At 66.4% G+C, this 26,748-nt stretch carries 24 protein-coding genes; 8 read left to right on the top strand and 16 right to left on the bottom strand.

Going from position 1 to position 26,748, the window contains the following annotated elements; genetic code table 11:
• Positions 1–45: 45 nt before the first annotated feature.
• Positions 46–1,104, bottom strand: a complete 1,059-nt coding sequence (locus ABDW49_RS03300) for a nitronate monooxygenase (protein ID WP_343609701.1) — start codon at positions 1,102–1,104, stop codon at positions 46–48.
• Between the two features lie 119 nt (positions 1,105–1,223).
• Between ABDW49_RS03300 and ABDW49_RS03295 the strand changes: the two genes are divergently transcribed.
• The 3 genes from ABDW49_RS03295 to ABDW49_RS03285 all read left to right on the top strand — a co-directional run bounded on the left by ABDW49_RS03295 (position 1,224) and on the right by ABDW49_RS03285 (position 3,405).
• Complete coding sequence (locus ABDW49_RS03295) at positions 1,224–2,201, top strand: rhodanese-related sulfurtransferase (RefSeq protein ID WP_343609700.1); 978 nt, start codon at positions 1,224–1,226, stop codon at positions 2,199–2,201.
• 249 nt (positions 2,202–2,450) lie between these two features.
• Positions 2,451–3,026 carry an NAD(P)H-dependent oxidoreductase gene (locus tag ABDW49_RS03290; protein WP_343609699.1) on the top strand — a complete coding sequence of 192 codons (576 nt, stop codon included), beginning with the start codon at positions 2,451–2,453 and terminating at the stop codon, positions 3,024–3,026.
• Between the two features lie 79 nt (positions 3,027–3,105).
• Positions 3,106–3,405, top strand: a complete 300-nt coding sequence (locus tag ABDW49_RS03285) for a hypothetical protein (RefSeq protein ID WP_343609698.1) — start codon at positions 3,106–3,108, stop codon at positions 3,403–3,405.
• 239 nt (positions 3,406–3,644) lie between these two features.
• On the opposite strand, the gene ABDW49_RS03280 is transcribed toward ABDW49_RS03285, so the two are convergent.
• The 12 genes from ABDW49_RS03280 to ABDW49_RS03225 form a co-directional block, all read right to left on the bottom strand.
• A complete protein-coding gene (locus ABDW49_RS03280) occupies positions 3,645–5,069 on the bottom strand; it encodes a trehalose-6-phosphate synthase (RefSeq protein ID WP_343609697.1) in 1,425 nt (474 codons plus the stop codon).
• Positions 5,066–6,847 (bottom strand): glycoside hydrolase family 15 protein, encoded by a 1,782-nt coding sequence (locus ABDW49_RS03275; protein ID WP_343609696.1) that lies wholly within the window; start codon positions 6,845–6,847, stop codon positions 5,066–5,068. Before ABDW49_RS03275 ends, ABDW49_RS03280 begins: the two co-directional genes overlap by 4 nt.
• A complete protein-coding gene (gene otsB / locus ABDW49_RS03270; protein WP_343609695.1) occupies positions 6,844–7,620 on the bottom strand; it encodes a trehalose-phosphatase in 777 nt (258 codons plus the stop codon). Before otsB ends, ABDW49_RS03275 begins: the two co-directional genes overlap by 4 nt.
• A 111-nt stretch (positions 7,621–7,731) precedes the next feature.
• The gene (locus ABDW49_RS03265; protein WP_343609694.1) at positions 7,732–8,913 is read right to left on the bottom strand and encodes a low temperature requirement protein A; all 1,182 of its coding nucleotides are present in this window, start codon (positions 8,911–8,913) and stop codon (positions 7,732–7,734) included.
• Positions 8,910–9,857: a DUF808 domain-containing protein gene (locus tag ABDW49_RS03260; RefSeq protein WP_343609693.1), complete on the bottom strand. Its 948-nt coding sequence runs from the start codon at positions 9,855–9,857 to the stop codon at positions 8,910–8,912. The genes ABDW49_RS03265 and ABDW49_RS03260 overlap by 4 nt, the downstream gene beginning before the upstream one ends.
• Positions 9,858–9,978: 121 nt before the next feature.
• A complete protein-coding gene (locus ABDW49_RS03255; RefSeq protein ID WP_343609691.1) occupies positions 9,979–11,010 on the bottom strand; it encodes a diguanylate cyclase in 1,032 nt (343 codons plus the stop codon).
• On the bottom strand, positions 11,007–12,053 hold the full coding sequence (locus ABDW49_RS03250) for a chemotaxis response regulator protein-glutamate methylesterase (RefSeq protein ID WP_343609690.1): 1,047 nt from the start codon (positions 12,051–12,053) through the stop codon (positions 11,007–11,009). Before ABDW49_RS03250 ends, ABDW49_RS03255 begins: the two co-directional genes overlap by 4 nt.
• Positions 12,050–14,269, bottom strand: coding sequence for a hybrid sensor histidine kinase/response regulator (locus tag ABDW49_RS03245; RefSeq protein WP_343609688.1), 2,220 nt, complete (start codon positions 14,267–14,269; stop codon positions 12,050–12,052). The genes ABDW49_RS03250 and ABDW49_RS03245 overlap by 4 nt, the downstream gene beginning before the upstream one ends.
• Positions 14,269–14,910 (bottom strand): chemotaxis protein CheW, encoded by a 642-nt coding sequence (locus tag ABDW49_RS03240; RefSeq protein WP_343609686.1) that lies wholly within the window; start codon positions 14,908–14,910, stop codon positions 14,269–14,271. Before ABDW49_RS03240 ends, ABDW49_RS03245 begins: the two co-directional genes overlap by 1 nt.
• Complete coding sequence (locus ABDW49_RS03235) at positions 14,910–16,124, bottom strand: protein-glutamate O-methyltransferase CheR (protein WP_343609685.1); 1,215 nt, start codon at positions 16,122–16,124, stop codon at positions 14,910–14,912. Before ABDW49_RS03235 ends, ABDW49_RS03240 begins: the two co-directional genes overlap by 1 nt.
• Positions 16,121–16,501: a chemotaxis protein CheW gene (locus ABDW49_RS03230; protein ID WP_343609683.1), complete on the bottom strand. Its 381-nt coding sequence runs from the start codon at positions 16,499–16,501 to the stop codon at positions 16,121–16,123. The genes ABDW49_RS03235 and ABDW49_RS03230 overlap by 4 nt, the downstream gene beginning before the upstream one ends.
• Positions 16,502–16,512: 11 nt before the next feature.
• Positions 16,513–18,108 carry a methyl-accepting chemotaxis protein gene (locus ABDW49_RS03225; RefSeq protein WP_343609682.1) on the bottom strand — a complete coding sequence of 532 codons (1,596 nt, stop codon included), beginning with the start codon at positions 18,106–18,108 and terminating at the stop codon, positions 16,513–16,515.
• Between the two features lie 424 nt (positions 18,109–18,532).
• Here ABDW49_RS03225 and ABDW49_RS03220 point away from each other — a divergent pair, with 424 nt between their 5' ends.
• A complete protein-coding gene (locus ABDW49_RS03220) occupies positions 18,533–20,299 on the top strand; it encodes an EAL domain-containing protein (protein ID WP_343609681.1) in 1,767 nt (588 codons plus the stop codon).
• A 119-nt stretch (positions 20,300–20,418) separates the two neighbouring features.
• On the opposite strand, the gene ABDW49_RS03215 is transcribed toward ABDW49_RS03220, so the two are convergent.
• On the bottom strand, positions 20,419–21,501 hold the full coding sequence (locus tag ABDW49_RS03215) for an HPP family protein (RefSeq protein WP_343609679.1): 1,083 nt from the start codon (positions 21,499–21,501) through the stop codon (positions 20,419–20,421).
• Positions 21,502–21,613: 112 nt separating this feature from the next.
• On the bottom strand, positions 21,614–22,036 hold the full coding sequence (locus tag ABDW49_RS03210) for a MarR family transcriptional regulator (protein ID WP_343609677.1): 423 nt from the start codon (positions 22,034–22,036) through the stop codon (positions 21,614–21,616).
• An 83-nt stretch (positions 22,037–22,119) separates the two neighbouring features.
• Here ABDW49_RS03210 and ABDW49_RS03205 point away from each other — a divergent pair, with 83 nt between their 5' ends.
• From ABDW49_RS03205 to ABDW49_RS03190, 4 genes are all read left to right on the top strand, one after another.
• Positions 22,120–23,874, top strand: a complete 1,755-nt coding sequence (locus ABDW49_RS03205) for a chloride channel protein (protein ID WP_343609676.1) — start codon at positions 22,120–22,122, stop codon at positions 23,872–23,874.
• A gap of 66 nt (positions 23,875–23,940) precedes the next feature.
• Positions 23,941–24,627, top strand: a complete 687-nt coding sequence (locus ABDW49_RS03200) for a spermidine synthase (RefSeq protein WP_343609675.1) — start codon at positions 23,941–23,943, stop codon at positions 24,625–24,627.
• Between the two features lie 15 nt (positions 24,628–24,642).
• Entirely contained in the window at positions 24,643–25,017 is a 375-nt protein-coding gene (locus ABDW49_RS03195) for a ribonuclease HI family protein (protein WP_343609674.1), read from the top strand.
• Between the two features lie 9 nt (positions 25,018–25,026).
• Positions 25,027–25,593 (top strand): pseudouridine synthase, encoded by a 567-nt coding sequence (locus tag ABDW49_RS03190; RefSeq protein WP_343609673.1) that lies wholly within the window; start codon positions 25,027–25,029, stop codon positions 25,591–25,593.
• Here ABDW49_RS03190 and ABDW49_RS03185 read toward each other — a convergent pair.
• Complete coding sequence (locus tag ABDW49_RS03185; RefSeq protein WP_343609671.1) at positions 25,590–26,741, bottom strand: cupin domain-containing protein; 1,152 nt, start codon at positions 26,739–26,741, stop codon at positions 25,590–25,592. The two genes, ABDW49_RS03190 and ABDW49_RS03185, sit on opposite strands and share 4 nt — an antisense overlap.
• Between the last annotated feature and the right edge of the window lie 7 nt (positions 26,742–26,748).

The following is a 26,748-nucleotide window of genomic DNA, read 5'->3' as shown; positions in this document are numbered from 1 at the left end:
TGCTCAAACATTCATGCTGTTGTTTTGATCCCGCGAGAGGCGGTGTCAGCCCTGCGCCTGCGCCAGTTCGCGCGCCAGCAGCACCACCAGTTCGGCGGCGGGCCAGGCACGCGCCAGTGGAGCGCCCTGCCCCGCCCATTGCGCGGCAAAGCCGCTCTCGCCTTGCGCCTTGGCGGCGGCGTTAAGCGCCTTTCCGGCATCATAGGTGCGGGGGTAGTCGGGCGGCTGCAACCCACCCAGCGCGGATTCCAGGGCGGTAAAGCGGTTGGGCAGGCTGCGCGCGATACGGCCCGAGATCAGCTTGGTAAACACCGTATGCCCCGCCCCCGGCCCCGCCAGAGCAGCCCGGAACGCGGCATCGGCGGCGCTTTCCGGGCAAGGCACAAAGGCGGTGCCCAATTGCGCGGCGACGGCACCCAGCTTCAACGCGGCGGCGATTCCCGCGCCATCCATGATCCCGCCCGCCGCGACAACCGGCAGGCGACCTTGCTTCACCAGCAGGCGGGTAAGCGCCAGCGTGCCCAGCCGGTCGTCCTGTCCTTCGGGATCGAAAATGCCGCGATGGCCACCTGCCTCGATGCCCTGGGCCACCACCGCATCGACGCCCGTAGCGGCCACCGCCAGCGCCTCGGCGGGGCTGGTGGCGCAGGCCAGCAGCACGATGCCAGCCGCCTTCAACGCCGCGATCGCTTCCGCCGAGGGCAGGCCGAAATGGAAGCTGACCACCGCCGGGCGCGCCTCCAGCAGAAGGGCCAGCATGGCGGGATCGTCGGCAAAGCTGGTGTAGATGGTGGAGAGCTGCGCAGGCGGCTGCGCGCCAAATTCCGCGAAACTGGGCGCCAAAGCCTCCAGCCATGCCGCTTCTCGCACAGGATCGGCCTGAGGCTTGGCATGGACGAAGAAATTGACGTTGAAAGGCCGGTCGGTCAGCGCGCGGGTCTTCGCGATCATCACCCCGGCGCCCGCCGCATCGGTGGCGCCCACCGCGATGGAGCCCAGAGCGCCCGCATCGCTGACCGCCGCCGCCATCTCCGGCGTGGAAACACCCGCCATCGGCGCCTGCACAAGGGGGATCGTCACACCCAGTTGATCGAGGAAACTCATGGCCATCCTTTCCCGCAACCGTCTTGCCGCCTGTCTAGCCCGGCCTGCGCACACCAGCAATTGGACAGAGGTCGATCCCCCTGCTTCAAGAAAGCCGCATTTCGGTCTATGGGCGCGCCATGACCGAGACCCCGTTGACCCCAAACCCTCTCACAGTTGCCGCGCTTTATCAGTTCGCGCCCTTTGCCGATTGCGCCGCCCTGCGCGCGCCCTTGCAGGCTTTGTGCGACGAGCAAGGCATCAAGGGCACGCTGCTGCTGGCGCCCGAGGGGATCAACGGCACCGTTGCGGGCACCGATGATGCCATCGCGCGCCTGCTGGAGCATATCCGCGCCCTGCCCGGATGCGCCGGGCTGGATGTGAAATTCTCGACCGCGCCTGCCATGCCCTTTCACCGCATGAAGGTGCGCATCAAGCGCGAGATCGTCACCATGGGCCAGCCCGACATCGACCCGCTGGCGAGCGTGGGCACCTATGTCGAGCCGCAGGACTGGAACGCGCTGATCGCCGATCCCGACACCATTGTCATCGACACCCGCAACGATTACGAGGTGGCCGTGGGCACTTTCGCGGGCGCCATCGATCCCCACACCCGCAGCTTCAGTGAATTTCCCGCATGGTTCCGGGAGCAGCGCGAGGCTCTGCTGAGTGCTGGCAAGCCGCCCAGGGTGGCGATGTTCTGCACCGGCGGCATCCGCTGCGAGAAATCCACCGCCTTTCTAAAGGCCGAAGGCGTGGAGGAGGTCTATCACCTCAAGGGCGGCATCCTCAACTATCTGGAACAGGTGCCCGAGGCCGACAGCCTGTGGCAGGGCGAATGCTTCGTCTTCGACCAGCGCGTCACCATCGGCCATGGGCTGGCGCAGGGCAGCCATCTGCTCTGCCACGCCTGCCGCCGCCCGATCACGCAGGCCGACACCGCCTCGCCGCTCTATGAGGAAGGCGTGAGCTGCCCCGCCTGCCATGGCGAACGCACCGATGCCCAGCGCGCCTCCTATCGCGAAAGGCACCGGCAGGAGGCGCTGGCCCTGGCGCGCGGCGAAGCCCATCTCGGCGCGCGGCACGATCTGCGTCACGATGCCGACACCTCCTCCTGATAGACCTCGCGCCTGAGAGCTCGTTTGGAAAATGCGCGAAAGCGCATTTTCAGTGCGGCATCGGCCCTCTCCCCCACCCGGCCACCCATAGAATACTACCGTTGGGTGGCCGGGTGGGGGAGAGGGGCCGGTGCCGCAAATCCGGCTTCGCCGGATTTGCAAACAGCTTCTGAACCCGCAAAAAGTGGATGGCCGGATCGCGCTCTGGAGCGTTCTTCTCTCGTTGGTCCACGGCAAGGAGGAACAGGCATGAGCGTTGAACACGTCACAGGCATCGAACATAGGGTCGCGGTTCTGGTCGGCAGCCTGCGCAAGGAGTCAATCAACCGCAAGCTGGCCCACGCCTTTATCGAACTGGCACCCGCCGAACTGAAGCTGTCCATCGTCGAGATCGGCGACCTGCCGCTCTACAATCAGGACCTCGATGAGACACCGCCCGCGCAGTGGGTGCGTTTCCGCGAGGAGATCGCGCAAGCCCGCGCCGTGCTTTTCGTGACGCCCGAATACAACCGCTCTGTGCCCGGCGTGCTGAAGAACGCCATCGATGTCGGCTCTCGCCCCTATGGCCACAGCGTGTGGAACGGCAAGCCCGGCGCGGTGATCAGCGCCTCGCCCGGTGGCATCGGCGGTTTTGGCGCCAACCACCATCTGCGCCAGTCGCTGGTCTTCCTCAATGTGCCCACCATGCAGCAGCCCGAGGCCTATCTGGGCCATGCCGAAAAGCTGCTGGATGCGGATGGCAAGCCTGGCAGCGAGGACAATCGCAAGTTCCTCGCCAGCATCATCGATGCCTTCGCACACTGGGTCGATATTCACCATTACTGACCGGAACAAGCGAGGCCGATGGCTCGTTGTCTTGGCATGAAGCGCGGCCCTCACGACCGCAATGCAAAGGGAACGAGCCATGCCCCGCCAGATCGATCCGACCGAAGAAGACAACAGCGAACAACGCGATGAAGGCCAGGCACAGGACGTGGCCGGGGACGCTCTCGACCGCCAGACCGGCCTCTATGAAGAGAGCAATCGCGGCGGCGGCAGCGACCGCACCGACATCCTGCCCGACGATGTGCCCGACCTGATCGATACGATGAACCAGATGATCCGCAGCGGTCAGATCGACAATGGCGCCTATGCCGGTGAACCCGTCCACGACGATGAGGAAGGCTTTCTGGGCGATACCGACAGCGATGAGGATGATGAGTAGAGGTTGAAGGAAGAGAAAATGCGAGGGTGGAGTCTTTGTCGGTCGCATTTCTCAAGAGAAATGCTCCGGGCCCTCGCGCTCCCATGAATGTCTGCGTGGCGCATCGGGTTCGGCCTTGCGCCCAGCTTGCCGCGCCGCAGGCAGAAGCCACGATTATCACTGCCTGCGGCGCATCAGCGTCTTCAAAATAAAGGGATTGCAAAGGGCGATGGCCCTTTGCCCGCCGGAGGCCTCTTGCCTTACTGGGCTTCTACCGCCCCATCCGAAGGCAACCCTTCGATCTGCTCCGGCTCGTCATGCTGCCGACAAGCCGCCAGCGCGGCGGTAAACTCCTTCAGCCACCACATCACGTCGCGGCGCTGAACGTCTTCCATCATCGTGGTCCAGCGGCGCTTGCGCTCTTCCAGCGGCATGACCAGTGCCTGCAACATGGCGTCGGACAGTTCCTCGGCGCTGTGCGGGTTGACGAGGATCGCCTCCTTCATCTGCGAGGCGGCCCCGGCAAAGCGCGAGAGGATCAGCACGCCGGGGTCGTTCGGGTCCTGCGCCGCGACATACTCCTTGGCGACCAGATTCATGCCGTCCATCAGCGGCGTCACCAGCCCGATACGGCTGGCGCGATAGACGCCCGCCAGCGCATCGCGCGCATAGGCCTGATTCACATAGCGGATCGGCACCCAGTCGAGCCCGGCGTAAGCCCCGTTGATGCGCCCCGCCAGCCCTTCCAGCGTGGTGCGGATGCGCTGATAGCTTTCCACCGCCCCGCGCGAAGGTGGCGCGATCTGCAGCAGCACCACCTCCTTGCGCTCCTCGGGATGCTCGGTGAGGAAGCGCTCGTAGCCGAGGAACCGCTCCTCCAGCCCTTTGGAATAGTCGAGGCGGTCGACGCCCACCATCAGGGCGCGGCCCACGGCGCTGTCCTTCACCCGCTGGCAGGTTTCATGCGCGGTCGTGCTGCTGGCCAGCTCGGCAAATTCGCGCGCATCGATGCCGACGGGGCAGGCGATCAATTTGAGGCTGCGGTCGCCCAAAGTGGCGACATAATCCTCGCTGATGGTGCCACCCAGCTCCTCGCGCACGAAATCGCAGAAGCTCTCCAGCCATTCCTGCGTGTGAAAGCCCATCAGATCATAGGCGAAGAGCATCTCCACCATTTCCCGCGCCTCGGGCAGTGTCATCAGCAGCTTGCGCGGCGGCCAGGGGATATGGAGGAAGAAGCCGATGCGGTTGGTCACGCCATGCCCGCGCAGATCGGCGCCCAGCGGCAGCATATGGTAATCCTGCACCCAGACATGATCCTCCGCCTCGATCAGCGGGAGAACGGTCTCGGCAAAGCGCTCATTCACACGGCGATAACCCCCGGCAAAGCTGCGCTCGTACTCGGCCAGATCGATGCGGTAATGGAACAACGGCCACAGCGTGCGGTTGGCGTAGCCGTTGTAATATTCCTCGATGTCCTGGTCTTCCAGATCGATGGTGGCGGTGCGGACGTCATCCTCGATATGAAAGTTGATATGGCCGGTGAAATGGTCGGTGCGCCCGCCCGACCAGCCGAACCAGATGCCTCCATTTTCACGCAGCGCGGCCATCAACGCCACGGCGAGGCCGCCGGCGGCGCCTCCGCCTGCACTGACACGATTGGAAATGACGATCAGACGACTCAACGGATGGAACTCCAGGGTTTGCTGAGCAAAACAGCGCAGTTGATGATGCCGACCAGCGAATAGGTCTGAGGGTAATTGCCCCACAGCTCGCCGGTGACGGGATCGATGTCTTCGGACAACAGCCCGGCGGCGGTGCGGCGCGAGAGCATTTCCTCGAACAGGGCGCGCGCCTCGGCCTCGCGCCCGGTGTAATAGAGCGCCTCGATCAACCAGAAGGTGCAGACGTTAAAGGCGGTCTGCGGCAGGCCGAAATCGTCCTCCGTGGCATAGCGCAGCATATGCGAGCCGCGCCGCAGGCCTTCCTCGACAGCAGCCAGCGTATCCTGAAAACGTTCGTCGTCAGGCGCCAGAAAGCGCAGTTCGAGAAGCTGCAGCACGCTGGCATCCAGATCGTCGCCCGAGAAGGTGGCCGACAGGCGCCGCGTGTCGGGGCGCCATGCCGCCGTCTCGATGCGGGTGCGGATGGTGTCGGCGCGCTCCTGCCAGAGGGTCGAGCGTTCCTCCAGCCCCAGCACATGGGCGGCATTGGCCAGACGGTCGCAGGCCGCCCAGCACATGGCGGCGGAATAGGTGTGCACCGATTGCCGCGTGCGCAGCTCCCACAGACCCGCGTCGGGCTGGTCGTAATGGTGCCAGGCGCGTTCGCCCACCCGTTCCAGCGACTGGAAATCGTCGATCCCCGCCTTGCGGAACAGGCGCTCGTCGAAAAAGGCCTGCGTGTTCGACAGCACGATCTGGCCATAGGCGTCATGCTGGACCTGCTCATAGGCCAGATTGCCGACACGCACCGGCCCCATACCGCGATAGCCCGAAAGCAGCTCTTCCTCGCGCTCATGCAAGGTGGCCTCGCCCAGCACACCATAGAGCGGCTGGATATGCCCGCCCCGCGCCGAATCCACGATGTTGCGCAGATAGACCAGATAGCCTTCCAGCACATCGAGCGCGCCCAGCCGGTTCAGCGCCTGCACTGTGTAATAGGCGTCGCGGATCCAGCAGTAACGGTAATCCCAATTGCGCTGCGAGCCCTTGTGCTCGGGGATCGAGGTGGTCAGCGCGGCGACGATCGCCCCGCTTTCCTCATGCTGGCACAGCTTGAGCGTGATGGCCGAGCGGATCACCGCCCCTTGCCACTCCAGCGGAATGGCCAGCCCGCGCACCCATTCGCGCCATTCGTCAGCGGTGTTCTTCAGCATCTCGTCGAGCGTCGAACTCATATCCGCCGAGAAGCTCTCATCGGGCCCGAGGAAGAAATGCATCGTCCCTTCGAGGCGGAACAGCCGCTCCTCATGGATATAGCCGACCGGCGCGGTGGTGGTCAGCCGCATCACCATCGCCTCGGTGGGGTAGCGGATATGGTTGGTCCCCCCCACCACGCCGCGCGCCGGATGACCCCAGTTGCGCGTGGGGCGCAGCCGCATGCGGATGCGCGGATTGCCCGAGACGGGGCGCACGATGCGCGCAAAGGCCACCGGGCGATAGGTGCGGCCATGGCGGCGGAAATAGGGGCAGAAATCGAGGATCTCGATGGTATTGCCCGCCCCGTCGCTCTGGCGGGTCACCAGAACAGAGGTGTTGGTGAGATAGGATTGCGTGGTTTCGGCCACATCCTCCAGCTCCACCGACCAGAAGCCGTGTTCAGGCTCTTCTCCGCCGATCAGCGCGGAAAACAACGGATCGCCATCGACGCGCGGCACACAGCCCCACACCATCCGGCCGGCGCGATCGATCAGCGCGCTGACATGGCAATTGCCGATCACCCAGAGATCAAGACCGCTCATGCCACCGCCTCCGCCAGCCAGTCATGCACATGGGCCACATCGGGCAGACGCCACAGCGCCGCCGTCACCCGCACCGGGCCGACCAGAATGCCCGCCCCGCCCAGCGCCCGCGCGGCACGGAAGGCGGTTTCATCGGTGTCGTCATCGCCCAGAAACACCGGCCTGGTGCCACGCATGGCGGTCTGGCCCATCAGCCGGTTGAGCGCGATGCCCTTGTCGGCCCCGCCCATGCGCAGCTCCACCATCATCTTGCCGGTCTGGAGATAGAGCCCAGTCCGGCGCGCCAGATCCTGAGCGAAAGCGTCACACTCATCCTGACGCGCGGGGGAGAGGCGATAGTGAAGGGCCACGCCCTGCGGCTTGTCTTCCACCAGCAGCCCCTGCTTGCCATCGGCAAAGGCGCGGACCGCCAGCACGGCCTCTTCCAGCGTGGGCGAGCGCGGCGGGGCGGTGATCCGCCCGGTGGCATCGCGAAATTCGGCGCCATGGCTGCCCACGATCAGGCAGGGCGGCTGCCCCAGTTGATCGGCGACATCGCGCGCGCCGCGCCCGCTGACAATGGCCAGCCGCCCGGCAAGGCGTCGGCCCAGCGCGCCGAGCAGATCATGAAGTCCGGGCGGCACATGCACAGCGTCCGGCCGGTCCGCCAGATCGACCAGCGTGCCGTCGAAATCGAGAAAGAGGCTGGCATTTTCAAGCAGTTGCGGGGGAGGCATCTGCAGATCAAGGCAGGCGATCGAGCCCTCTTCGGGCGATGGAGAAAAATCCGTCATCCCTTGGCGAACGTTTCGCCAAGGGCTTCGGTTCCCAAGCTGTCTCTGGGATGAACGGCTTATTCACACGGTTCATCTCATGTGGGTCCCCGCCGGGCACCCTCAAGCAAGCTATTGATGCGACGCCTTTTCACGGCGGCGCCCACGCACCACATACTCGCGCCAGGCGGTGCCCAGCAGCACCGCGCCCAGCGCGCCCTCGACCATCAGGCGGCTCTGGCCAAGGCCCAGCGGCAGGCCCAGCACCAGCACCGCCAGCCCCACCAGATGCGAGAGCGGCCAGTGCCCATAGACCACCCTTTTGTAGAGCGTGCTGCCCAGCAGATAGAGCCCCGGCCCGGCCCCCAGCGCCAGCAGATCGCGCCACTGCGTGTGCTCCAGCGGATGCTCGATCACCAGATCGTGCCCCACCGCCGCCGCCACGATGCCGCCCACCAGCAGGGCATGGACATAATGGAACTGCGCCCCGATCGCGCCGGGGTCTTCCGCATGTTCGATCTTGGCCGTCGCCGCCCGGCTGGAGGTGCCGAAATAGAGCCACCACAGGGTCAGCGTGGTCATGAAGGTGACCGCCAGCGCGCCCACCAGCACCCATGGCCAATGCTCGGCCTCGGCAAAGCCGCCGCCGGTGGCCAGCACCGCCTCGCCCAGCGCGACGATGACGAAGCACTGGCAACGCTCGGCCAGATGGCCGCCGTCGATGGTCCAGTCGCTGGTCACCGAGCGCCCCAGCCCCGGCAGCCAGAAGCCCAGCATCGGCGAGATGTAGATGCAGGCCACGCCGCCCACCCACAAGGCGCGTCGCATCATGGGCTCGGCCAGACCGCCCGCGATCCAGAAACAGGCCGCGATCACCATCCAGAGGAAGATGCGCAGATAGTTCATCCGCAAGGGGTGGCCGCCGCGCAGATCCCACAGGCTCCAGCCCGCGCAGCCCACCTGCATCGCCCCGTAGGCCAGGGCAAAGATCAGCCCGCGCTCGCCAAAGGCCTCGGGCAGAGCGGCGGCGATCACCAGCGTCAGTGGCATCACCGCGAAGAGCATGCCCCGCACCTTGGGCGTTTCGGGGTCGAACCAGTTGGTGATCCAGCAGACATACTGCCAGCCCAGCCACATGGCGAACCACAGGATCAGCGTGTCGAGTGCGCCCAGCCAATCGAGCCGGTGCAGCAGCAGATGCGAAAGCTGGGTGACGGCAAAGGCATAGACCAGATCGAAGAACAGCTCCTCGCTGGTGACGCGCGCGCCATGGCCGTCGCGGCGGCGCAGCAGGGGTTGGTGGCGGCCTTTCATGCTTTGCCTCCCTTCAGCAGGGCAGGCAGGCCATGCGTCGCCCCCACCACCACAAAGCCCGCAACCAGCCCGCACACGCCCGCCAGAGCCGCCGAGACCAGCCAGCCCAGCGCCGCGCCGGGAAAGCCCGCCAGCGCCGCTTCGACATGATGCGCCATGCCATGCTGCCAGTCGGCCAGCAGCGGCCAGCCTAATTCCGCCGTGCCGTGCAGCAGAATACCGCCGCCCACCCAAAGCATCGCGGCCGTGCCAATGCCCGCCAGCGCCTTGAGCAAGGTCGGCGTGCCCGTCACCAGCACACGGCCGATCGCTTGCAGCGCCGGACCGCCCTTGCGCGCCAGATGCAGGCCGATATCGTCCAGCTTCACGATCAGCCCCACCGTGCCATAGACCAGCGCCGTCATCGCCACGCCCACCAGCGCCAGCACGATGGCCCGCTCGACCAGCGGCTCGGCAGTGACTTCGGCCAGAGCGATCGCCATGATCTCGGCCGAGAGGATCAGATCGGTGCGCACCGCGCCCGACACACGCGCCTGCTCGAAAGCGGCGGCGCTGGTGGGGCGGGCCTCCTCATCCTCCTCGTGATGGCCTGTCAGTTTTTCGACCAGCTTCTCGGCGCCCTCATAGCTCAGATACAGCCCGCCCAGCATCAGCAGCGGCGTGATCGCGCCGGGCAGCAGGGCCGAAAGCAGTAGCGCCAGCGGCAGCAGGATCACCAGCTTGTTGATCAGGCTGCCCTTGGCGATCCGCGCGATCACCGGCAGTTCGCGGTCCGGGGTGAAATCGCTGACATAGGTGGGGGTGACCGCCGCATCGTCGATCACCACCCCGGCGGCCTTGGCCCCGGCCTGCGCGGCCCCGGCGGCGATATCATCGAGCGAGGCGGCGGCCCCGCGCGCGATCATCGCCACATCGTCAAGCAAGGCGAGCAATCCCACCGACATAAAAGCACAATTCCCCGGCTGTTTAGCAGGGCATGGCGCCTCCCGCCGGGCAGATCAAGCTGCGCGACCCCACACTATGGCGTTTTAAGGGGGCGTTTTGAGGGGGCTTTTGACCGGCCTTCTACGCCTCGGCGTGGCGGTCGCGCCCCTGATGCTTGGCTTCATAGAGCGCCTTGTCCGCCACCTCGACCAGCGCATAGGGCTCGCCATCCTTGTCGGGCACGCAGCTCGCCGCGCCCACGCTGATCGTCACATGACCGGCCACGGGCGAGGATTTATGCGGCTCATCCAGCCCCCGTACCGCCTGCACCGCACGCTGGGCCAGCATCGCCAGTTGGTCGTGCGGGGTCGCGGGCAGCACGACAAGGAACTCCTCGCCGCCCAGCCGCACAGTCAGGTCGCGCGGGCGGCGGAAGGTGTCCTGCACCGCGCGGGCCACCTTGCGCAGCACCTCATCGCCGGCAAGATGGCCATAGGTGTCGTTATACTGCTTGAAATGGTCGATATCGATCATCAGCACGGAGAGCGGCTCCTTCATGCGCGCCGCCTGCCGCCATTCGGTTTCGAGATAATCCTCGAAATAGCGGCGGTTCGACAGGCCCGTCAGCCCATCGACATTGGTCAGGCGCTGCAGGGCGAAATTGGCCTCCATCAGCTCCTGCTGGCTCTTGCGCAGCGCGCGATAGGCCTCGTCGCGCTGGATCTGCGAGAGATAGGCCGCCGAATGATAGCGGATGCGCGCGATCAGCTCGATCCGGTCGGGCAGTTTCACCAGATAGTCGTTGGCGCCGGCCATGAAGGCGTCGCTCTTGATCGTGGCCTCTTCCTTGGTGGAGAGCACGATGATCGGAATGCCCCGCGTGACAGGATCGGCGCGATAGGCCTTCACCAGATCGAGGCCGCTCACCTGAGGCATCACCAGATCCTGCAGGATCACCGTGGGCGCCACCTTGCGGGCGATATCCACCGCCTCGAGCGGGTTGGAGCAATAATGGAACTCGATGGTCGGGTCGCTGAGCAGCGCGCGGCGCACCGCCTCGCCGATCACGATCTGGTCATCGACCAGCAGCACCATCACCGAGCGCGGCGCCACCCCATGATTGACACCAAGGGGGCTCGCGACATCGGCCTCGATGCGGGCCAGATCGTTCATATCTTCAATCCTTCACTTCCGCGCCCCGGTTGTAACAGCTTCACCTTGAAGATTTCGACAAGGCGGGGTGCGATTCTCTCCAGAGGGAGAATTTGGGTGGCGGCATCCAGCGCGGCGGCGGCCTTGGGCATGCCATAGACCGCGCTGGAGGCTTTATCCTGAGCAATGGTGTGATGGCCCCGCTGGCGCAGATCCTTCAGGCCACGCGCGCCATCGGCGCCCATGCCCGTCAGCAGAACGCCGACCAGAGCACCGTTCCACATCTGTCCGGCACTGCCGAAGAAGACATCGATCGAGGGGCGATAGGGATGGTCGGCGGGGTCGGGCACATAACCGAGCCTGTCGCGGCCCTTCATCACCAGATGCTCGTCGGTGCCCGCCACCAGCACATGGCCGGGGCGCAGTGTATCGCCCTCGGCAGCCAGCTTGACCGGCAGGACGCATTGCTGCCGCAGCCAGTCGGCCAGTCCGGCTGCGAAACGCGCATCGACATGCTGGACGATCACCGTCGCAGCGGGAAAATCCCTGGGCAGCCCGCCCAGCACGCTGGCCAGCGCGGCAGGCCCGCCCGCCGAGGCGCCGATCGCCAGCAGACCACCCGCCACCGGAGCATGCGCACCAGCAGGCACCGGGCGATGCGGCGGCTCACCCTCGGTGATGAGGCGCGCCAGCGTATCGATCTTGCCCAGCAGGGCTCTGGCCCCCGGCCAGTCCTGACCGGAGCCCGGCAGCGGCGTATCGACCGCATCGATCGCCCCCTGCCCCATGGCGGCGAAGACATGAGCGGCATTGTCCTCCACCCCGGCGGTGACGATCAGGATCGCGCAGGGGTTTTGCGCCATGATGCGGCGCGTGGCCTCCACCCCGTTCATGCGGGGCATGATCAGGTCCATCAGGATCAGGTCGGGCCGGTCGCGGGCGCACATGGCCACCGCCTCCACGCCGTCGGCCGCCGTCCAGGCGATCTGATGCGGCGAGGCGGAGAGGGCCCGGCGCATCGCCTCCACCGCCATGGGCAGATCGTTGACGATAGCGATCCTCACACCACCGCCTCCCCGATCAGATCGACCACCGCATCGATCAGCGCATTGTTCTGGAAGCTGCCCTTGGTGAGGTAGTAATCGGCTCCCACCTCCAGCCCGCGCTGGCGGTCCTCCTCGCGGTCCTTGTAGCTGAGGATCATCACCGGCATGGCGTGCAGCGCGGCATCGGCGCGGATGCGGCGCACCAGCTCGATGCCATCCATGCGCGGCATGTCGATATCGCTGATGACCAGATCGAAATGCCCGCCTTTCAGCATGTTCCAGCCATCCATGCCGTCCACCGCGACCTCGACCGCATAGCCGTGATGGTCGAGCAATTTGCGCTCCAGCTCGCGCACGGTGAAGCTGTCGTCCACCACCAGCACGCGCTTGCGCTGGCTGGCGCCCTGCACATGGGCCTGTCCGCCCACCGCCCCCAGCCGGTCCGAGGCCGAGAGCTTTTCCAGCGAGCGCAGCATATCGTCCACATCGACAATCAGCAGCGGCGCGCCATCCTCGGTCAGCGCCGCCGCGCCGATGTCCTTGATCTTGCCCAGTCGCGGATCGAGCGGGCGCACCACCAGCTCGGCCCCGCCGACAAAGCGATCCACCACCACGCCATAAAGCTGGCCCGGCGTGCCCAGCAGCACGACGCTGAGATCCTGCCCGGCATCATCGACAGACGCGGGCGCGCAGCCCAGCACCTGATGCGCCGTGACCAGACCCACCGCCTGCCCGTCGAGATCGAGATACTGCCGCCCCTCCATCACCTTCACGCTGGCGAGCGGCACCTTCATCGCCCGCGCGATATGGGCGAAGGGGAAGGCATAAGGCTCGCCCCCGATGCTAACGAGCAGCGAGCGCACCACCGACAGCGTCAGCGGCAGCTCCAGCTTAAAGCGCGTACCCTCGCCCGGTTTCGCGGTGATGCGCACCAGCCCGCGCACCTGGCGGATCATCTCCTGCACCACATCGAGCCCGACGCCGCGCCCGGAGAGCTGGGTGACGCCCTCCTTCATCGTGAAACCGGGCAGGAACAGGAACTCCAGCAATTCGCTTTCGCTCAGCTTCGCCGCCGTCTCTTCGGACGACAGCCCCCGCGCGATCACCGTGGCACGCAGCTTGTCGAGGTCGATGCCGCGCCCGTCATCCTCCACCACCACCTGCAGCGCCCCGGCGTGATGCCCGGCAGAGAGGCGGATCACCCCTTCGGGCAGCTTTCCGGCGGCAAGGCGCTCCGGCGGGCTTTCCAGCCCGTGGTCCAGCGCATTGCGCAGCACATGGCCGAGCGGCGCCTCCAGCCTTTCGAGGATATCGCGGTCGACCTGCGTGCGCTCGCCACTGATCTCCAGCCGCACCTGCTTGCCCAGCTCATGCGCGATATCACGCACCATGCGGGGGAAGCCGCCCAGCCCGTCAGCCAGCGGGCGCATCCGCACCCGCAGCGCCTGATGATAGAGGCGATGCGCCAGATCGCTGCTGCGATGGTTGCGGCTTTCCAGATGGCTCAGCCGGTCGCCCAGATGCTGGCGGCAGGCGGCAAGCTGTTCGTGAAGTTTGGACAGCGCGGCGCGGGCGCGATCATCGAGATCGGGCGGCAGTGCCGCCTCCAGCGTGTCGAGCGACACCGCCGCCTCGCGCTGCATGCGCTTGAGGCGCAGCAGCGATTGCTCGAAGGGGCGCAACTGATGCGTCTCGACCAGCGTTTCTCCCGCCAGATCGAGCATGCGGTTGAGATTCTCCGCACTGACCCGCAACGAGCGGTCATGCGGGTCCTCCGCAACAGGCACCGCAATCGGCGCGGCGACGGGCGGCGCGGCGACCGGCGCATGGGCGATATGGTCGGCCAGACCCGTCGCGAAACGGTCGGCATCGGCCTGCCACGCCGCCTGCTCGGGCGCGCTTTCCTCATCGGGCGCGCGGGCCAGCGCCGAGAGCAGATCGACCCCGCCCAGCAGCAGGTCGATCCGCGCGCGGTCGAGATGCTGCTCGCCCTTTTGCGCCGCGACGAACAGATCCTCCATCGCATGGGCCACCGTCACCGCCGCGCGCAGATCGACGATCCGCGCCGCGCCTTTGAGCGAATGGGCCGCGCGCATGCAGTCTTCCAGCAGGTCGGGGCGGGTCGGCGTCCGCTCCAGCTCCAGCAGGGCGGCGGTGAGCGACTGGGTCAGCTCCCCGGCCTCCATGCGGAAGAGGTCGCGCATCGAAAACTGGCTGAGATCATGCGCGCCCATCAGAGCAGGCACCGGTTGAGCGCGGCAAACAGGGCCTCGGCATCGAGCAGCCCGACATGACGGTCCCGCCACGCCAGCATGCCTGTGCTCAGCCCCGTAGCGGCATGGGCCAGCGTGGCGGGCAGCGGCTGCACGGCGGCGGGCGTGTGGTGGAAGGTCTGCGCCACCTCATCGACCGGGAATGCGAAACGCCCGCTGTCATGCCGCGCCACGATGATCCAGCCCTGAGGCGCGGCGGTGGCGGCATCGCCCAGCACGGCGCGCGCGATGGAGACACAGACCACCAGCTCGCCGCGCACATTGACCAGCCCCAACAGGCCGGGATCGCGACGATGCGGCAGCGAATGAACGGCACGCGGCGTGACGATCTCATCGAGCATCAGCGTGGGCAGAGCGAACCATTCCGCGCCCAGCCGGAAGATCGTGACCGAGGTCCCGCGTTCCGCCGCTTCGGGAATTGCGGACAAGGCGGCAAAAGGCGCGCCTGCGGGTGCCTCGCGGTCGAGCAGCAAGGTGGCTTGGCGGGAAAACTCCGGGCAGTTGCGGCAATGCGAATGGTGCACCAGCTCGCGGCAGGACTGGTCGCCCTGCACGCCGATGCGCTTCCAGCAGGCGTCGAGGGCCAGAGCGGTTTGCGCCATCACCCGTTGCTCCCGTTCTGGCGGGCAAGGCGGCGGGTCAGCAGATCGGCGCGGGCGTGGTTGCCCTGTTTGCGCAGCAGCAGCGCCAGATGGCCGATGGCCTCGCCATGGTCGGGATCGAGGTAAAGCACCTTGCGATAGGACGCGGCCGCAGCCGTGGCATCTCCGCGCGCATCGGCGATCAGGCCTTGGATCAGCAGCGCGTCGGCGCTGGCGCCATGGGTGCGGATATAGGTCTGGCAGGCGCGCTCGGCCTCATCCAGCCGACCGCTGTCGAGCAGGGTCCACAGCCCGTCCATGCCGGGCGGCGGGGGAGAAACGGGCGCGGGCTGGCTGGGCTTGAACGCAGGGCGCGGCGTGACCGGGTGCGGCGCGGGTTTCACCGGTCTGGCCGGTGTCCTGGGAGCCTGTTTCGGCGCCACCACCGCTTCGGCCTTGCGGAAAGCGAAGGCCATCGGGATCTGCGCCGAGGCAAAGCCATGCGCCGAGACCACCCCCGATTCCGAATGCCCCGCCAGCAGCAGCCCCTGCGGCGCCAGCAAACGGCGCAGCACCGCCACGGCGCGCCCTTGCGTCGCCGCATCGAAATAGATCAGCAGATTGCGGCAGAAGATCACATCGTAAGGCGCCGCCCCGGCCAGAAAGGCGGCATCGAGCATATTGCCCTGCTGCCATTGCACGCAGCCGCGCACACGCTCCTTCAGATGCCATTCGCGTTCGACTGCCTCGAAATGGCGGTCGCGAAAGCCCAGATCCAGCGCGCGGAAGGAATTGCGCCCATAGACCGCGCGCCGCGCCAACCCCAGCGCTTGATGGCTGATGTCCACCCCATCGACCCGGAAACGCGCGGACGGCCATCCGGCATCGAGCAGCGCCATGGCGATGGAATAAGGCTCCTCCCCGGTCGAGCAGGGCAGGCTGAGGATGCGCAATGGCGCGGATCCATCGGCCAGACGCGGAGCACACAGACGCACCATCGCATCAAATGCGGCAGGGTCGCGGAAGAACCATGTCTCCGGGATCACCACGGTCTCGATCAGCGCCTGCACCTCGTCGGGCGCCTGTTGCAGCAGGGCCCAATAGGCGTCGGTGCCGGGCAGATTGTTGGCGCGGATGCGGGCGTCCACCGCGCGGTCGACCGCCGAGGTGCCGATCAGCGCGGCATCGAGCCCCATCACCCGGTCCAGCAAATCGGCAAAACGCGGCTGGATCATGCGCCCACCTCCTGCGGGACCAGATCGCGCGGCTCCACCCGCTGGACCAGCCCGTCGGGGCCATGGGCGAAGGGCGCGAAATCAGCCGGATCGAAGCGCAGCATGGCGCTGGCCCCTTCCGCGATCAGCCCGACAAGCTGCGCCTCGTCCCATGGCGAGCGGATCACCACGATGCGGGTGCTCATGCGGCGGCGGGCGGGATGGCCGGTGTCGCGCAGGGACAGGTCGATGGCGGGGATATACTGGCCCCGATACTGGAACACGCCCTGTGTGCCCTGACGCGGCTGCTCCAGATCGACCAGCGGCACGATCTCGACGATATGCTCGGCCGCCAGCGCCATGGCCTCGCCGCCGATACGGAAAGCAAGGAAGAGCATCGAGGCCCGGCTCAGCCGACCAGCCGGAAGCGCGTGATGCTGCCGTGCAGGCTGCCCGAGACATGGTTCAGCTCCTCGATCGCCGCGCTCGACTGGCGCAGCGATTCGACGGTCTGCTGGGTGGCCTCGGTGAGCTGGACCAGCGCCTCGCTGATCTGCTCGGCGCCGGTGGCCTGCGCCTGCATGCCCTCGGTCACGGTCTCGAAGCGGGGGGCCAGAGCCTGCACCTGGCCGATGATCTCGGCGAAGCGGTTGCCGATGTCATGCACGTCGCTCATGCCGCGCCGCACTTCCTCGGAGAATTTGTCCATCCCCATCACGCTGGCCGAGACCGCCGACTGGATCTCTTTCACCATCTGCTCGATGTCATAGGTGGCCACAGCGGTCTGGTCGGCCAGACGGCGGATTTCGGTGGAAACGACGGCAAAGCCTCGCCCATATTCGCCCGCCTTCTCGGCCTCGATGGCGGCATTCAGCGACAGCAGATTGGTCTGATCCGCCACTTTGGTGATGGTGGTGACGACCTGATTGATGTCGCCCGCCTTCTCGTTGAGGATCGCCAGCTTGGCATTGATGGTGTTGGCGGCCTCCATCACCTGCTCCATCGTCTCGCCCATATGGGCCAGACCCTGCTGGCCACCGCTGGCCAGCGTGGCGGCATGGTCGGAGACGGCGGCGACATCGCTCATGGTGCGCACCAGCTCTTTGGAGGTCACCGAAATCTCGCGCGAGGTGGCGCCGATCTGGGTGGTGGTGGCGGCGACCTCGGCGGCGGTGGCCTGCTGCTGCTTCGAGGTGGCGGCGATCTCGGTCATCGAGGTCGAGACGCGGATGCCCGAGCGCTGCACCTGCCCGACCAGCGCCATCACCTCCTCGGCCATGCGGTTGAAGCCTTCGGCCAGCTCGCCCAGCTCATCCTGCCGGACGACCTGCGCGCGATGGGTGAAATCGCCCTGCCGCATCACATCCATCGCCGCCATCAGCTCGCGCAGCGGGCCCTGAATGACGCGCAACAGCATCGTCCCGGCGGTCAGCGCCACCAGCAGCGCCAGCAGAAAGCCCAGCGAGAGCGAGACCAGCAGCGAGCGGATCTGGCCGTCGATGTCCTCGATCCGCGCCAGCGCGTTGCGCTGGTTAAGCGTGGTGACCGCGGCGATATCGGCAAAGGCCGCGTTGAAACGGGCCCTCACCTCGGGCGCGGCGGCGCCCTGATGCGCTCTGGCGGACTGATACAGCGCCAGATCGCTCTTGAAGCGGGTGAAGGCCTGACGGTCATCCTCGGTGAAGATGGTCTTTTCGTAATCGGCGATCAGCCGCGTCAGCGTGGCGGCATCCTCGGCCTGTTGCCCGGCGGCTTCGTCCGAACCCATTCTATCCGAGCCCTGGCCGATCACCTTGCCGGTCAGCGCATGAAGGTCATCGGCACCCAGCGCATCCTTGATCAGGCTGCTCTGGTAAAGCCCGGCCACGGCATCGCCACGGATCGAGAGCGCATGCTCCTCGATCACCGAAAGTTTGCCATGGATGAAAAGGCCCACCGCCAGCATGGCCGCCAGGATGATACCGAAGCTGGCCAGAATTCTGGTCGAAATTCTGATCTTTACCATAGACGTTTGCCCGCCATCCTGTCCTTTACCGAAAGGCCGAAATTTATCCCAAATTAATCAGGATCTTTGCCATTCCGGAGAGGAACACCATTGTATAAGTTTACGCCTAAAAGATCATTAACAGGCCCCCTTTGGGCCCGCCCATTTGTCATGGTTGCGCCGGGATCCGGCCATGGCGATGCAGCGCAGAAATCCGCCTCATTGGCCCGAAAACGATACAAACACGGGCTTGATGACAAAAAAAGACGCAAAAGCAGTCAGAGCGGTCGCATGCAGCCCATGGTTTTAACCACTCACTGTCGAGCTATGTAAATTAATTTAACACAATATCCACAATTCCAACGGTAGCTCGTCGATGAGTTTACATTGAGGAACCCCCGCCACAATGCCGCCCGCCGTTCTCCCCCCCGACGAAGCTGAGCGCGTGGCCACCCTGCGAGGCTATCGCATTCTCGACAGCCTGCCGGATGAGCGCTTCGATCGCTTGACCGCCCTTGCCGCGCAGCATTTCGATGTGCCGGTGGCACTGGTCTCGCTGGTCGATGCCAACCGCCAGTGGTTCAAATCCGCAGTCGGCATGACCCAGCCCGAAACCGGGCGCGAGGAGGCCTTTTGCGCTCACGCCATCCTGACCCCCGATCAGGTGATGGTGGTCCCCGATGCCCCGCGCGATCCGCGCTTTGCCGACAATCCGCTGGTGACGGGCGACACGCACATCCGCTTCTATGCCGGGGCGCCGATTCTCGCGACCAACGGCCAGCCGCTCGGCACGCTGTGCGTGATGGACCGGGAGCCCCGTGAGTTCGATCGGGCCGACCGCCAGTTTCTGGCGCAACTGGCCGCCAGCGCCAGCGACCTGCTCGACCTGCATCTGAGCCATCTGACCTTGGCCGAGGCCGAAACCCGCGATCCGCTGACGCGCCTGGCCAACCGCCGCCAGTTGGAAACCGCGATGGATGCGGCGATGGAATCGGCCTTTGCCGGACGCCCCTTCGCCCTGCTCTCGATCGACCTCGACGGCTTTCGCGCCATCAACAAGCAGTATGGCTATGAGGTGGGCGACCATGTGCTCAACCAGATCGGCCAGCGCCTGTCCTCCAGCATCCGCGCCAGCGACGTGCCCGCGCGGATCGGCGGCGACGAATTTGCCATCATCCTCTCCGACCCGGCCTCGCATGATATCGCGCGGCGCGTCGCCCAGCGGCTGATCGCCGACATCAACGCCCCCATCGAGATCGACGGCACTTCAGACGGCAGGCAGATCGTGATGTCGGCGTCAGTGGGCTGCGCCCTGGCGCTGCGCCACGGCACCACCGCCGCCGAGGTGCGCCGCTCCGCCAAGGAGGCCATGTATATGGCCAAGCGCGAGGGCCGCGACCGGCTTGTCATCGCCGACGAGGTGGTGCCGCTGCTGGCCAATGCCTCCTACAACACCATCGAGCACCGGCTCGAAGAGGCCATTGCTCAGGACCAGTTGAAGCTGCAATGGCAGCCCTATTTCCTGACCGGCGACGGGCGGCTGACCGGTTACGAGGCGCTGGTGCGCTGGACCTGCCCCGGCCATGGCCCCATCGTGCCCTCCACCTTCATCCCGGTGGCCGAGGCTTCGGGGCTGATCGGCGCGCTCGACGAATGGGTGCTGCGCGCCTCGTGCCGGGCCGCGCTGGAGATCCCCGAGGATCTGACCATCTCGGTCAATCTCTCGGCCTATTGGTTCAGCCGCGAGGAGCTGGTGCCGCTGGTGCAGCGCGTGCTGGGCGAAACCGGCCTGCCGCCCCAGCGCCTGATCCTGGAGCTGACCGAGCGCACCATCATCACCCATACCGACAGCGCGCGCCATTCGATGGAAAGCCTGCGCGATCTGGGGGTGGGCTTTGCGCTGGACGATTTCGGCACCTCCTATTCCTCGCTCAACTATCTGCGCAAGCTGCCTTTCGACCGGCTGAAGCTGGACCGCAGCTTCGTCGACGATCTGGGCGCGGACCGGCAGGCCGAGGCGGTGGCCTGCGCCATCATGCAACTGGGCCACGCGCTGGGCATGAGCGTCTGCGCCGAGGGGGTGGAAACGCCGCTGCAGCTCGGTTTCCTTGAGGGCGCGCGCTGCGATCTGGTGCAAGGCTATCTGCTGGGCCGCCCGGCGTGGGAGCCGATGGAGGCATCGACCCCGGTACAGGCGTTCATCAGGGCTTGAGGGTTTGAACCTGCGGCACCAGCCCGCTCGCCCGCCCGGTTACCCTATGGTGGTATCCTCTGGGTGGCCGGGCGGGGGAGTGGGCTGGTGCCGCAAAATCCGGCTCTTTCGCCGGATTTTCAAACCGAAGTATGCGCAATCGCCTCGGCGATATGGCCGCGCCAGAGGGCGCCCAGCAATTCGGTCTGGGTGATCAGCCCCGCATAGCGCCCCTGCGCATCGACCACGATCGCCTCGTGATAGCGCCCGCCTGACAGGATCGGCAGCACCTCATCGATGGGCGTATCGCCCGAGGCGAGGCAGGGAGAGGTCTCCATCGCCGCCGCCACGCTGCGCGCGCCGGCAAGCTGGGCCAGACCCAGCAGCCCCTCGACATGGCCATCTTGCGCCACCACCGGAATGGCGCGCAGGTCCTGCCGGGCCAGCGCCTGCGCGGCCTCATCCAGCGATGCCTCAAGCGCCAGCGGCTCGGCGGCGCGCATGATCTGCTCGCAGCGGATCACCCCATGCAGGCGGCGCCAGGCGCGGCTCTCCACCTGACGGAACAGCGTGTCGAGATCCTCGCTGCTGACATCGAGCAGATCGTCGTAATGCGCCAGCACATCATCGACATCGGCCATCGTGTAGCCAACACTGCTGCCCGGAGGCGCCACGTAAGCGGCGGCACGATGCGGATAATTGCCGCGCACCGCCGCATGGTAAAGCCAGCCGATGCCCACCAGCAGCAGGCAGTTCACCGCCACCGGCAAGAACGCAAAACCCCAACCGGCGCCGACCACCGCAGGCCCGCCGATCACCGTGGTCAGCGCCACCGCCCCGCCCGGCGGGTGGAGGCAGCGCGCAAGGCTCATCATGGCGATGGCCGTCGCCACCGCGAGCCCCGCCGCCCAGGCCGGGTCACCGATCAGCTTCATCCATAGAATGCCCGACAGCGCCGACATCGTGTTGCCGCCGATGATCGCCCAGGGTTGCGCCAGCGGACTGGCCGGCACCGCGAAAAGCAGCACCGCCGAGGCCCCCATCGGCGCCACCAGCAGCGGCAAATTACCGACCTTGCCCAGCCACAGATGCATCACCATGCCGGTGAACAGAATCCCCAGCGCCGAGCCGATGAAGGCCTGCACGATGCGCGTGGGGGTGCTGGCGGGCTGGATGCCGATCCAATGCGCAAGGCTGTGAAACCGGGAGGCCGGGGTGGTCATGCAAGATCCTGGAGCGCGGGCTAAGAGGCCCCCGCCCCTAACGGCTTTTGGCGATCAGCGACAAGGCTCTCTTCTTGGCGGGGGCCTATTTTCTGTTGTCGGTCCGATGGGGTCACAGCCCCATCTGGTGAAGCACATCGGTCAGCAGCGGGCGCAGGCGCAGGATTTCCTCGCGATGGGTGGCGGTCAGCCGGGCGAGTTGCTCGCGCGCCTTGTCGGTCAGCACCAGCAGGGCGCGGCGGCGGTCTCCGGGCGCGGCATGACGCTCGACAAGGCCCAGAGCCTCCAGACGGTCGATCAGGCCGGTGGCGCTGTGAGGCTTGAGGATCAGCCGCTCGGCAACATAGCCCACGGTGACGGCGCGGTCGCCCGCCCCGCGAATCGCCAGCAGCGCCTGATGCTGCTGCGGGGTGAGCCCGCAACCGGTCGCGGCCTGCTCGCTGAAGGCCAGAAACTGGCGCAGCGCATGGCGGAAATCCGCCAATGCGGTGTAATCCTCATCGGCCAGATCGCCGATGCTGTTCTCATTCGTCATCGCGGTCTCTCATGACTTGAACAATATCGTGTTACGATATAAATGACCCATCCCTTTCGCAAGCAGTCCCGGAAAAGATCCCCATGGTCCCCCCACCTGACACCATCGCGCGGCCCGATGCCAGCCCCAAACCGCTGGGCGATCACAGCGCCGACTGGCGCATGGCGATGCTGGCGCTGGCCGCCACGGTCGCGGGCGCGGGCGGCGCGCTGGGCGCATGGGTTCTGCTGCGGCTGATCGCGCTGGCGACCAACCTGTTCTGGTTCGGCAGCGTCTCGACCGGCGCCTCCCAAATCGCGGACAGTCATGTCGGCCTGTGGGTGCTGGCGATCCCGGCGATCGGCAGCCTGATCGTAGGGCTGATGGCGCGCTTCGGCTCGGAGAAAATCCGCGGCCACGGCATTCCCGAGGCCATCGAGGCGATCCTCTATGGCGAGAGCCGCCTGTCCCTGAAGGTAGCGATCCTGAAGCCTTTGTCCTCGGCGATCTCGATCGGCAGCGGCGGGCCTTTCGGCGCCGAGGGACCGATCATCATGACCGGCGGGGCGATCGGCTCGCTCTTCGCGCAATGCTTCCGGCTGAGCGCGGCGGAACGCAAGACGCTGCTGGTGGCGGGCGCGGCGGCGGGCATGACCGGCATCTTCGGTACGCCGCTCGCCGCGATCCTGCTGGCGGTGGAGGTGCTGCTGTTCGAATGGAAGCCGCGCAGCTTTGTGCCGGTGGCCGTCGCCGTGCTGGTCAGCTTTGCCCTGCGCCAACTGCTGCTGGACCATGGCCCGCTGTTTCCCATGAGCACCAGCCTGCCCTTCGGCGGCGGCGTGGCGGGCATGGCGCTGGCGTTGGGCGGACTGATCGGGCTGGAGGCGGCGCTGCTTTCCTCCTGCCTCTATCGCATCGAGGATCTGTTCCACCGCCTGCCCATCCACTGGATGTGGTGGCCCGCGCTGGGCGGCGTGGCTGTGGGCATCGGCGGCTGGATCGATATGCGCGTGCTGGGCGCGGGTTATGGCAACATCCAGCTGCTGCTCGATGGAGCGTTTACGCTCAAGATGATCGCGTTGCTGCTGGTGGTGAAGGCGGCGGTGTGGCTGGTGGCGCTGGGTTCGGGCACATCGGGCGGCGTGCTGGCGCCGCTGCTGATTCTGGGCGGAGCGACGGGGGCCTTGCTTGGCCACTTTCTTCCCGGTCCGATGGGCTTCTGGGCCATGGCGGGCATGGGCGCGATGATGAGCGGCGCCATGCGCGCGCCGCTGACCGGTGCCCTGTTCGCCGCCGAACTGACCGGGCAGTTCAACGCGACGCCCACGCTGATGGCCGCCTCCATCGGTGCTTATGGCATCAGCGTGCTGGTGATGCGCCGCTCGATCCTGACCGAGAAGATCGCCCGGCGCGGGCGGCATATCCTTCAGGAATACACCGTCGATCCGCTGGATTTCATGCAGGCCGGGCAGATCATGACTCACAATCCGCAGACCCTGTCGGGCGCCATGCAGATCCGCGAGGCCGCCGCCTTCTTCGCCCAGAGCGCCCGGCACCGCTCCTATCCGGTGGTGGATGGCGAGCAGCATCTGCTGGGGCTGGTCTCGCGCTCGGACGCGCTGCGCTGGCGGGTGGAGGGCACGCCGGGCGAGCAGACGCTGGCCGAGGTCGTGTCCGATGCCTCGCAGCCCTTTGCACGGCGGCGCGACCCCATCGGCGCGGTGGCCGATCTGATGGTGGAGACCGGCATCGGGCGCATTCCCATCCTGGAGGATGACAGCGCGCGGGTGATCGGCATTCTGTCGCGTCACGATCTGCTCAAGGCGCGCAGCACGACGCGGGGAGCGGAGAAGCACTAGATTCGCTTTTTGGCGCGGGCCTGTGCTAGGGGCCGCGCCGATGAAGCAGCCAGCAGGAAACAAGTCATGATCGAGCCCGAATTGCTGGGCACCGCGCAGGTGCCCGATGGCGTGGAGCTGCGCCTGATGCGTCGCGGCGCGGATTTCATGATTACCCTCGCGGGCAATGAGCTGATGACCACCCGCATGCATCACTCCGAGGACAGCCTCGCGGTGATGACTCACGAGCGGCTGGGTGAGCGCGGGCCCCAGCGCTGGCTGATCGGCGGCTATGGCATGGGCTTTACCCTGCGCGCGGCCTTGAACGTGCTGGGGCAGGATTCCGCCATCACCGTGGTCGAGCTGGTGCCCGAGATCATCCAATGGGCACGAGGTCCCATGGCCGAGGTGGCGGCGGGCTGCCTTGACGATCCGCGCGTGATGCTGGTTGAGGACGATGTGTCCAATGCCATCAGGGCGGCGCATGGCATCTATGACGCGATCCTGCTCGATGTCGACAATGGGCCCGATGGTCTGGTGCGCGAGGGCAACAACGGGCTCTACACCGGGCGCGGCCTGCGCGCGGCCAAGCATGCGCTGAGCCCCGGCGGCATGCTGGCGATCTGGTCGGCGCATCAGGACAATGCCTTTGTGAAGCGCCTGAAAGACACCGGCTTCGAGGTGGAGGAGCGCTTTGTGCGCGCCCGGCCCAACAACAAGGGGCCGCGCCATTTCATCTGGTTCTGCCGGAAGCCCGGTGAAGCTGAGGATTGATGAAGCTGTGGCCCGATGAAACTATGGTTTGACGGCGGCTGCCGCCCCAACCCCGGCGTTCTGGAAACGTCGGTGGTGACGGGCGGTAAGGCGCATATCCGCACGGATTGCGGCACGGGCGACAACAATGATGCCGAATGGCTGGCGCTGATCCATGCCCTGGAGCTGGCGCGGGATCTGGGCGCGAAGGATGTGGCGCTGCTGGGCGATGCCGCGATGATCGTGCATCAGGCACGGGGTGACTGGCCCTGCAAGACGGAGCGCTTCAAGGCCTATCATGCGCAGTTCACGGCTTTGGCGGCGGGCTTTGATCGAGTCCGGGTGCGCCATATCAAGCGCGCGCAAAATCTGGCGGGAATTGCGCTGGAACGCCATCACGGCAGGCTATAGGTTCATCCGATGCCCCGTCTGATCCTGCTCAACAAGCCGTTCGATGTGCTCTCGCAATTCACCGATGCGGGGACGGAAGGCAGCACGCGCGCCACGCTCTCGGACTTTGTGAAAGTGCCGGGCGTCTATCCCGCCGGTCGGCTGGACCGCGACAGCGAGGGCCTGCTGCTGCTCACCGATGATGGCCGCCTTCAGGCCCGCATCGCCGATCCGCGCTTCAAGCTGCCCAAGACCTATCTGGTGCAGGTGGAAGGCGCGCCAGACGAAACCGCGATGGAAAACCTGCGCCGCGGCGTGATGCTGAAAGACGGCCCCACCCTCCCTGCCGAGGCCGAGGCCATCGAAACGCCCGACCTCTGGCTCCGCGATCCCCCGGTACGCTTCCGCAAAAGCGTGCCCGACCACTGGCTGCGCCTCACCATCCGCGAGGGCCGCAACCGGCAGGTCCGCCGCATGACCGCCGCCGTGGGCCTGCCCACTCTGCGGCTGGTGCGCTGGAGCATCGGCGACTGGACCGTCGAGGGCATCCCGCAGGGCGAATGGCGCGAGGGAGTGATCCCCCGCTTCGGGCGTTAATCTTCGTCCTCGAAGGCCAGACTGCCCTGATTGCACAGGGCGGCAATCAGGGTGATGGCTTCGGGCTGATCGACCACCATCGGATCGGGTTCGATCGCCCCGCCGGCGCAGATGTGCTTCGCCAGTTCGGCACTCGCGCCTGAAGCCTCGAAACAGGTGCCATCGGCAAACAGCCACAGCGCATCCCCACCCCGCGCCACAAAGGCAAAGCGGCTGGCCGGGTTGCGGTACAGTGCCAGACCTTCTTCCAGCCCCTCGCGCACTTCGTCCTCGGTGACGGGTTCCTCGGGGCGCCAGTCCTGATCGGCATATTTGGGCGTAGTGTTATGGCAGCCGAACCAGCGGGCAAAGGCCTCGCGATCCTGCAGGCTTTCCGTCACCATCCGGTGCAGGTCGTCCAGCGCCGAGGCCGCGATCTCGCCCGGATGGTCCTGAGCGGGCAGGCCGGGGTCGGCATAGCGGTCATCGTCATTCTCGCGGGAGAGCAGCTCCTCGCTCCAGCCCTCGATCAGATCGTGGCGCGAGGGGGCACGAAAGCCGATCGAATAGGTCATGCAATCGTCGCCCACCGCCACGCCATCATGCGCGAAGCCGGGGGGTACATAGAGCATATCGCCCGGCTCCAGCACGAAGTCGCCGGTGGGCTCGAACCCTTCTAGCAGGCGCAGATCCTCATGCGGGCGCAGGGGCGTGGTGTCATCGCAGCGCGGCCCCACCCTCCAGCGGCGGCGGCCAAGGCCCTGCACCAGAAAGACGTCATACTGATCGAAATGCGGGCCCACCCCGCCGCCATCGCTGGCATAGCTGACCATCACATCGTCGATCCGCCAGTCGGGGATAAAGCGGAAGGGCTCGATCAGATCGGCGACATCGGGGGCATGCTGATCCACCGCCTGCACCAGCAGCGTCCAGGGCTGCGCGCCCAGCGTGGCGAAACGCGCCTCGGCCAGCGGGCCGTTTTCCATACGCAGTTTCTCGCCATCCTGAAAGATCAGGCGCGATTCCACGCCCTCCTCGCAGGCGAGGCCCGCCAGTTCGTCGGGCTCCAGCGGGTTGGTGAAGGCGGGGAAGGCCTTGCGGAACAGGCGGGGCTGGCGCTGCCAGTCGTCGCGCAGGAAGGCGGGGATGTCGAAGTTCTCAAGGGCCATGGCGGTG

It is taken from the genome of Novosphingobium sp. (genome assembly GCF_039595395.1).
GTDB lineage: Bacteria > Pseudomonadota > Alphaproteobacteria > Sphingomonadales > Sphingomonadaceae > Novosphingobium.
This window is presented reverse-complemented; position numbering and strand designations above follow the sequence as displayed.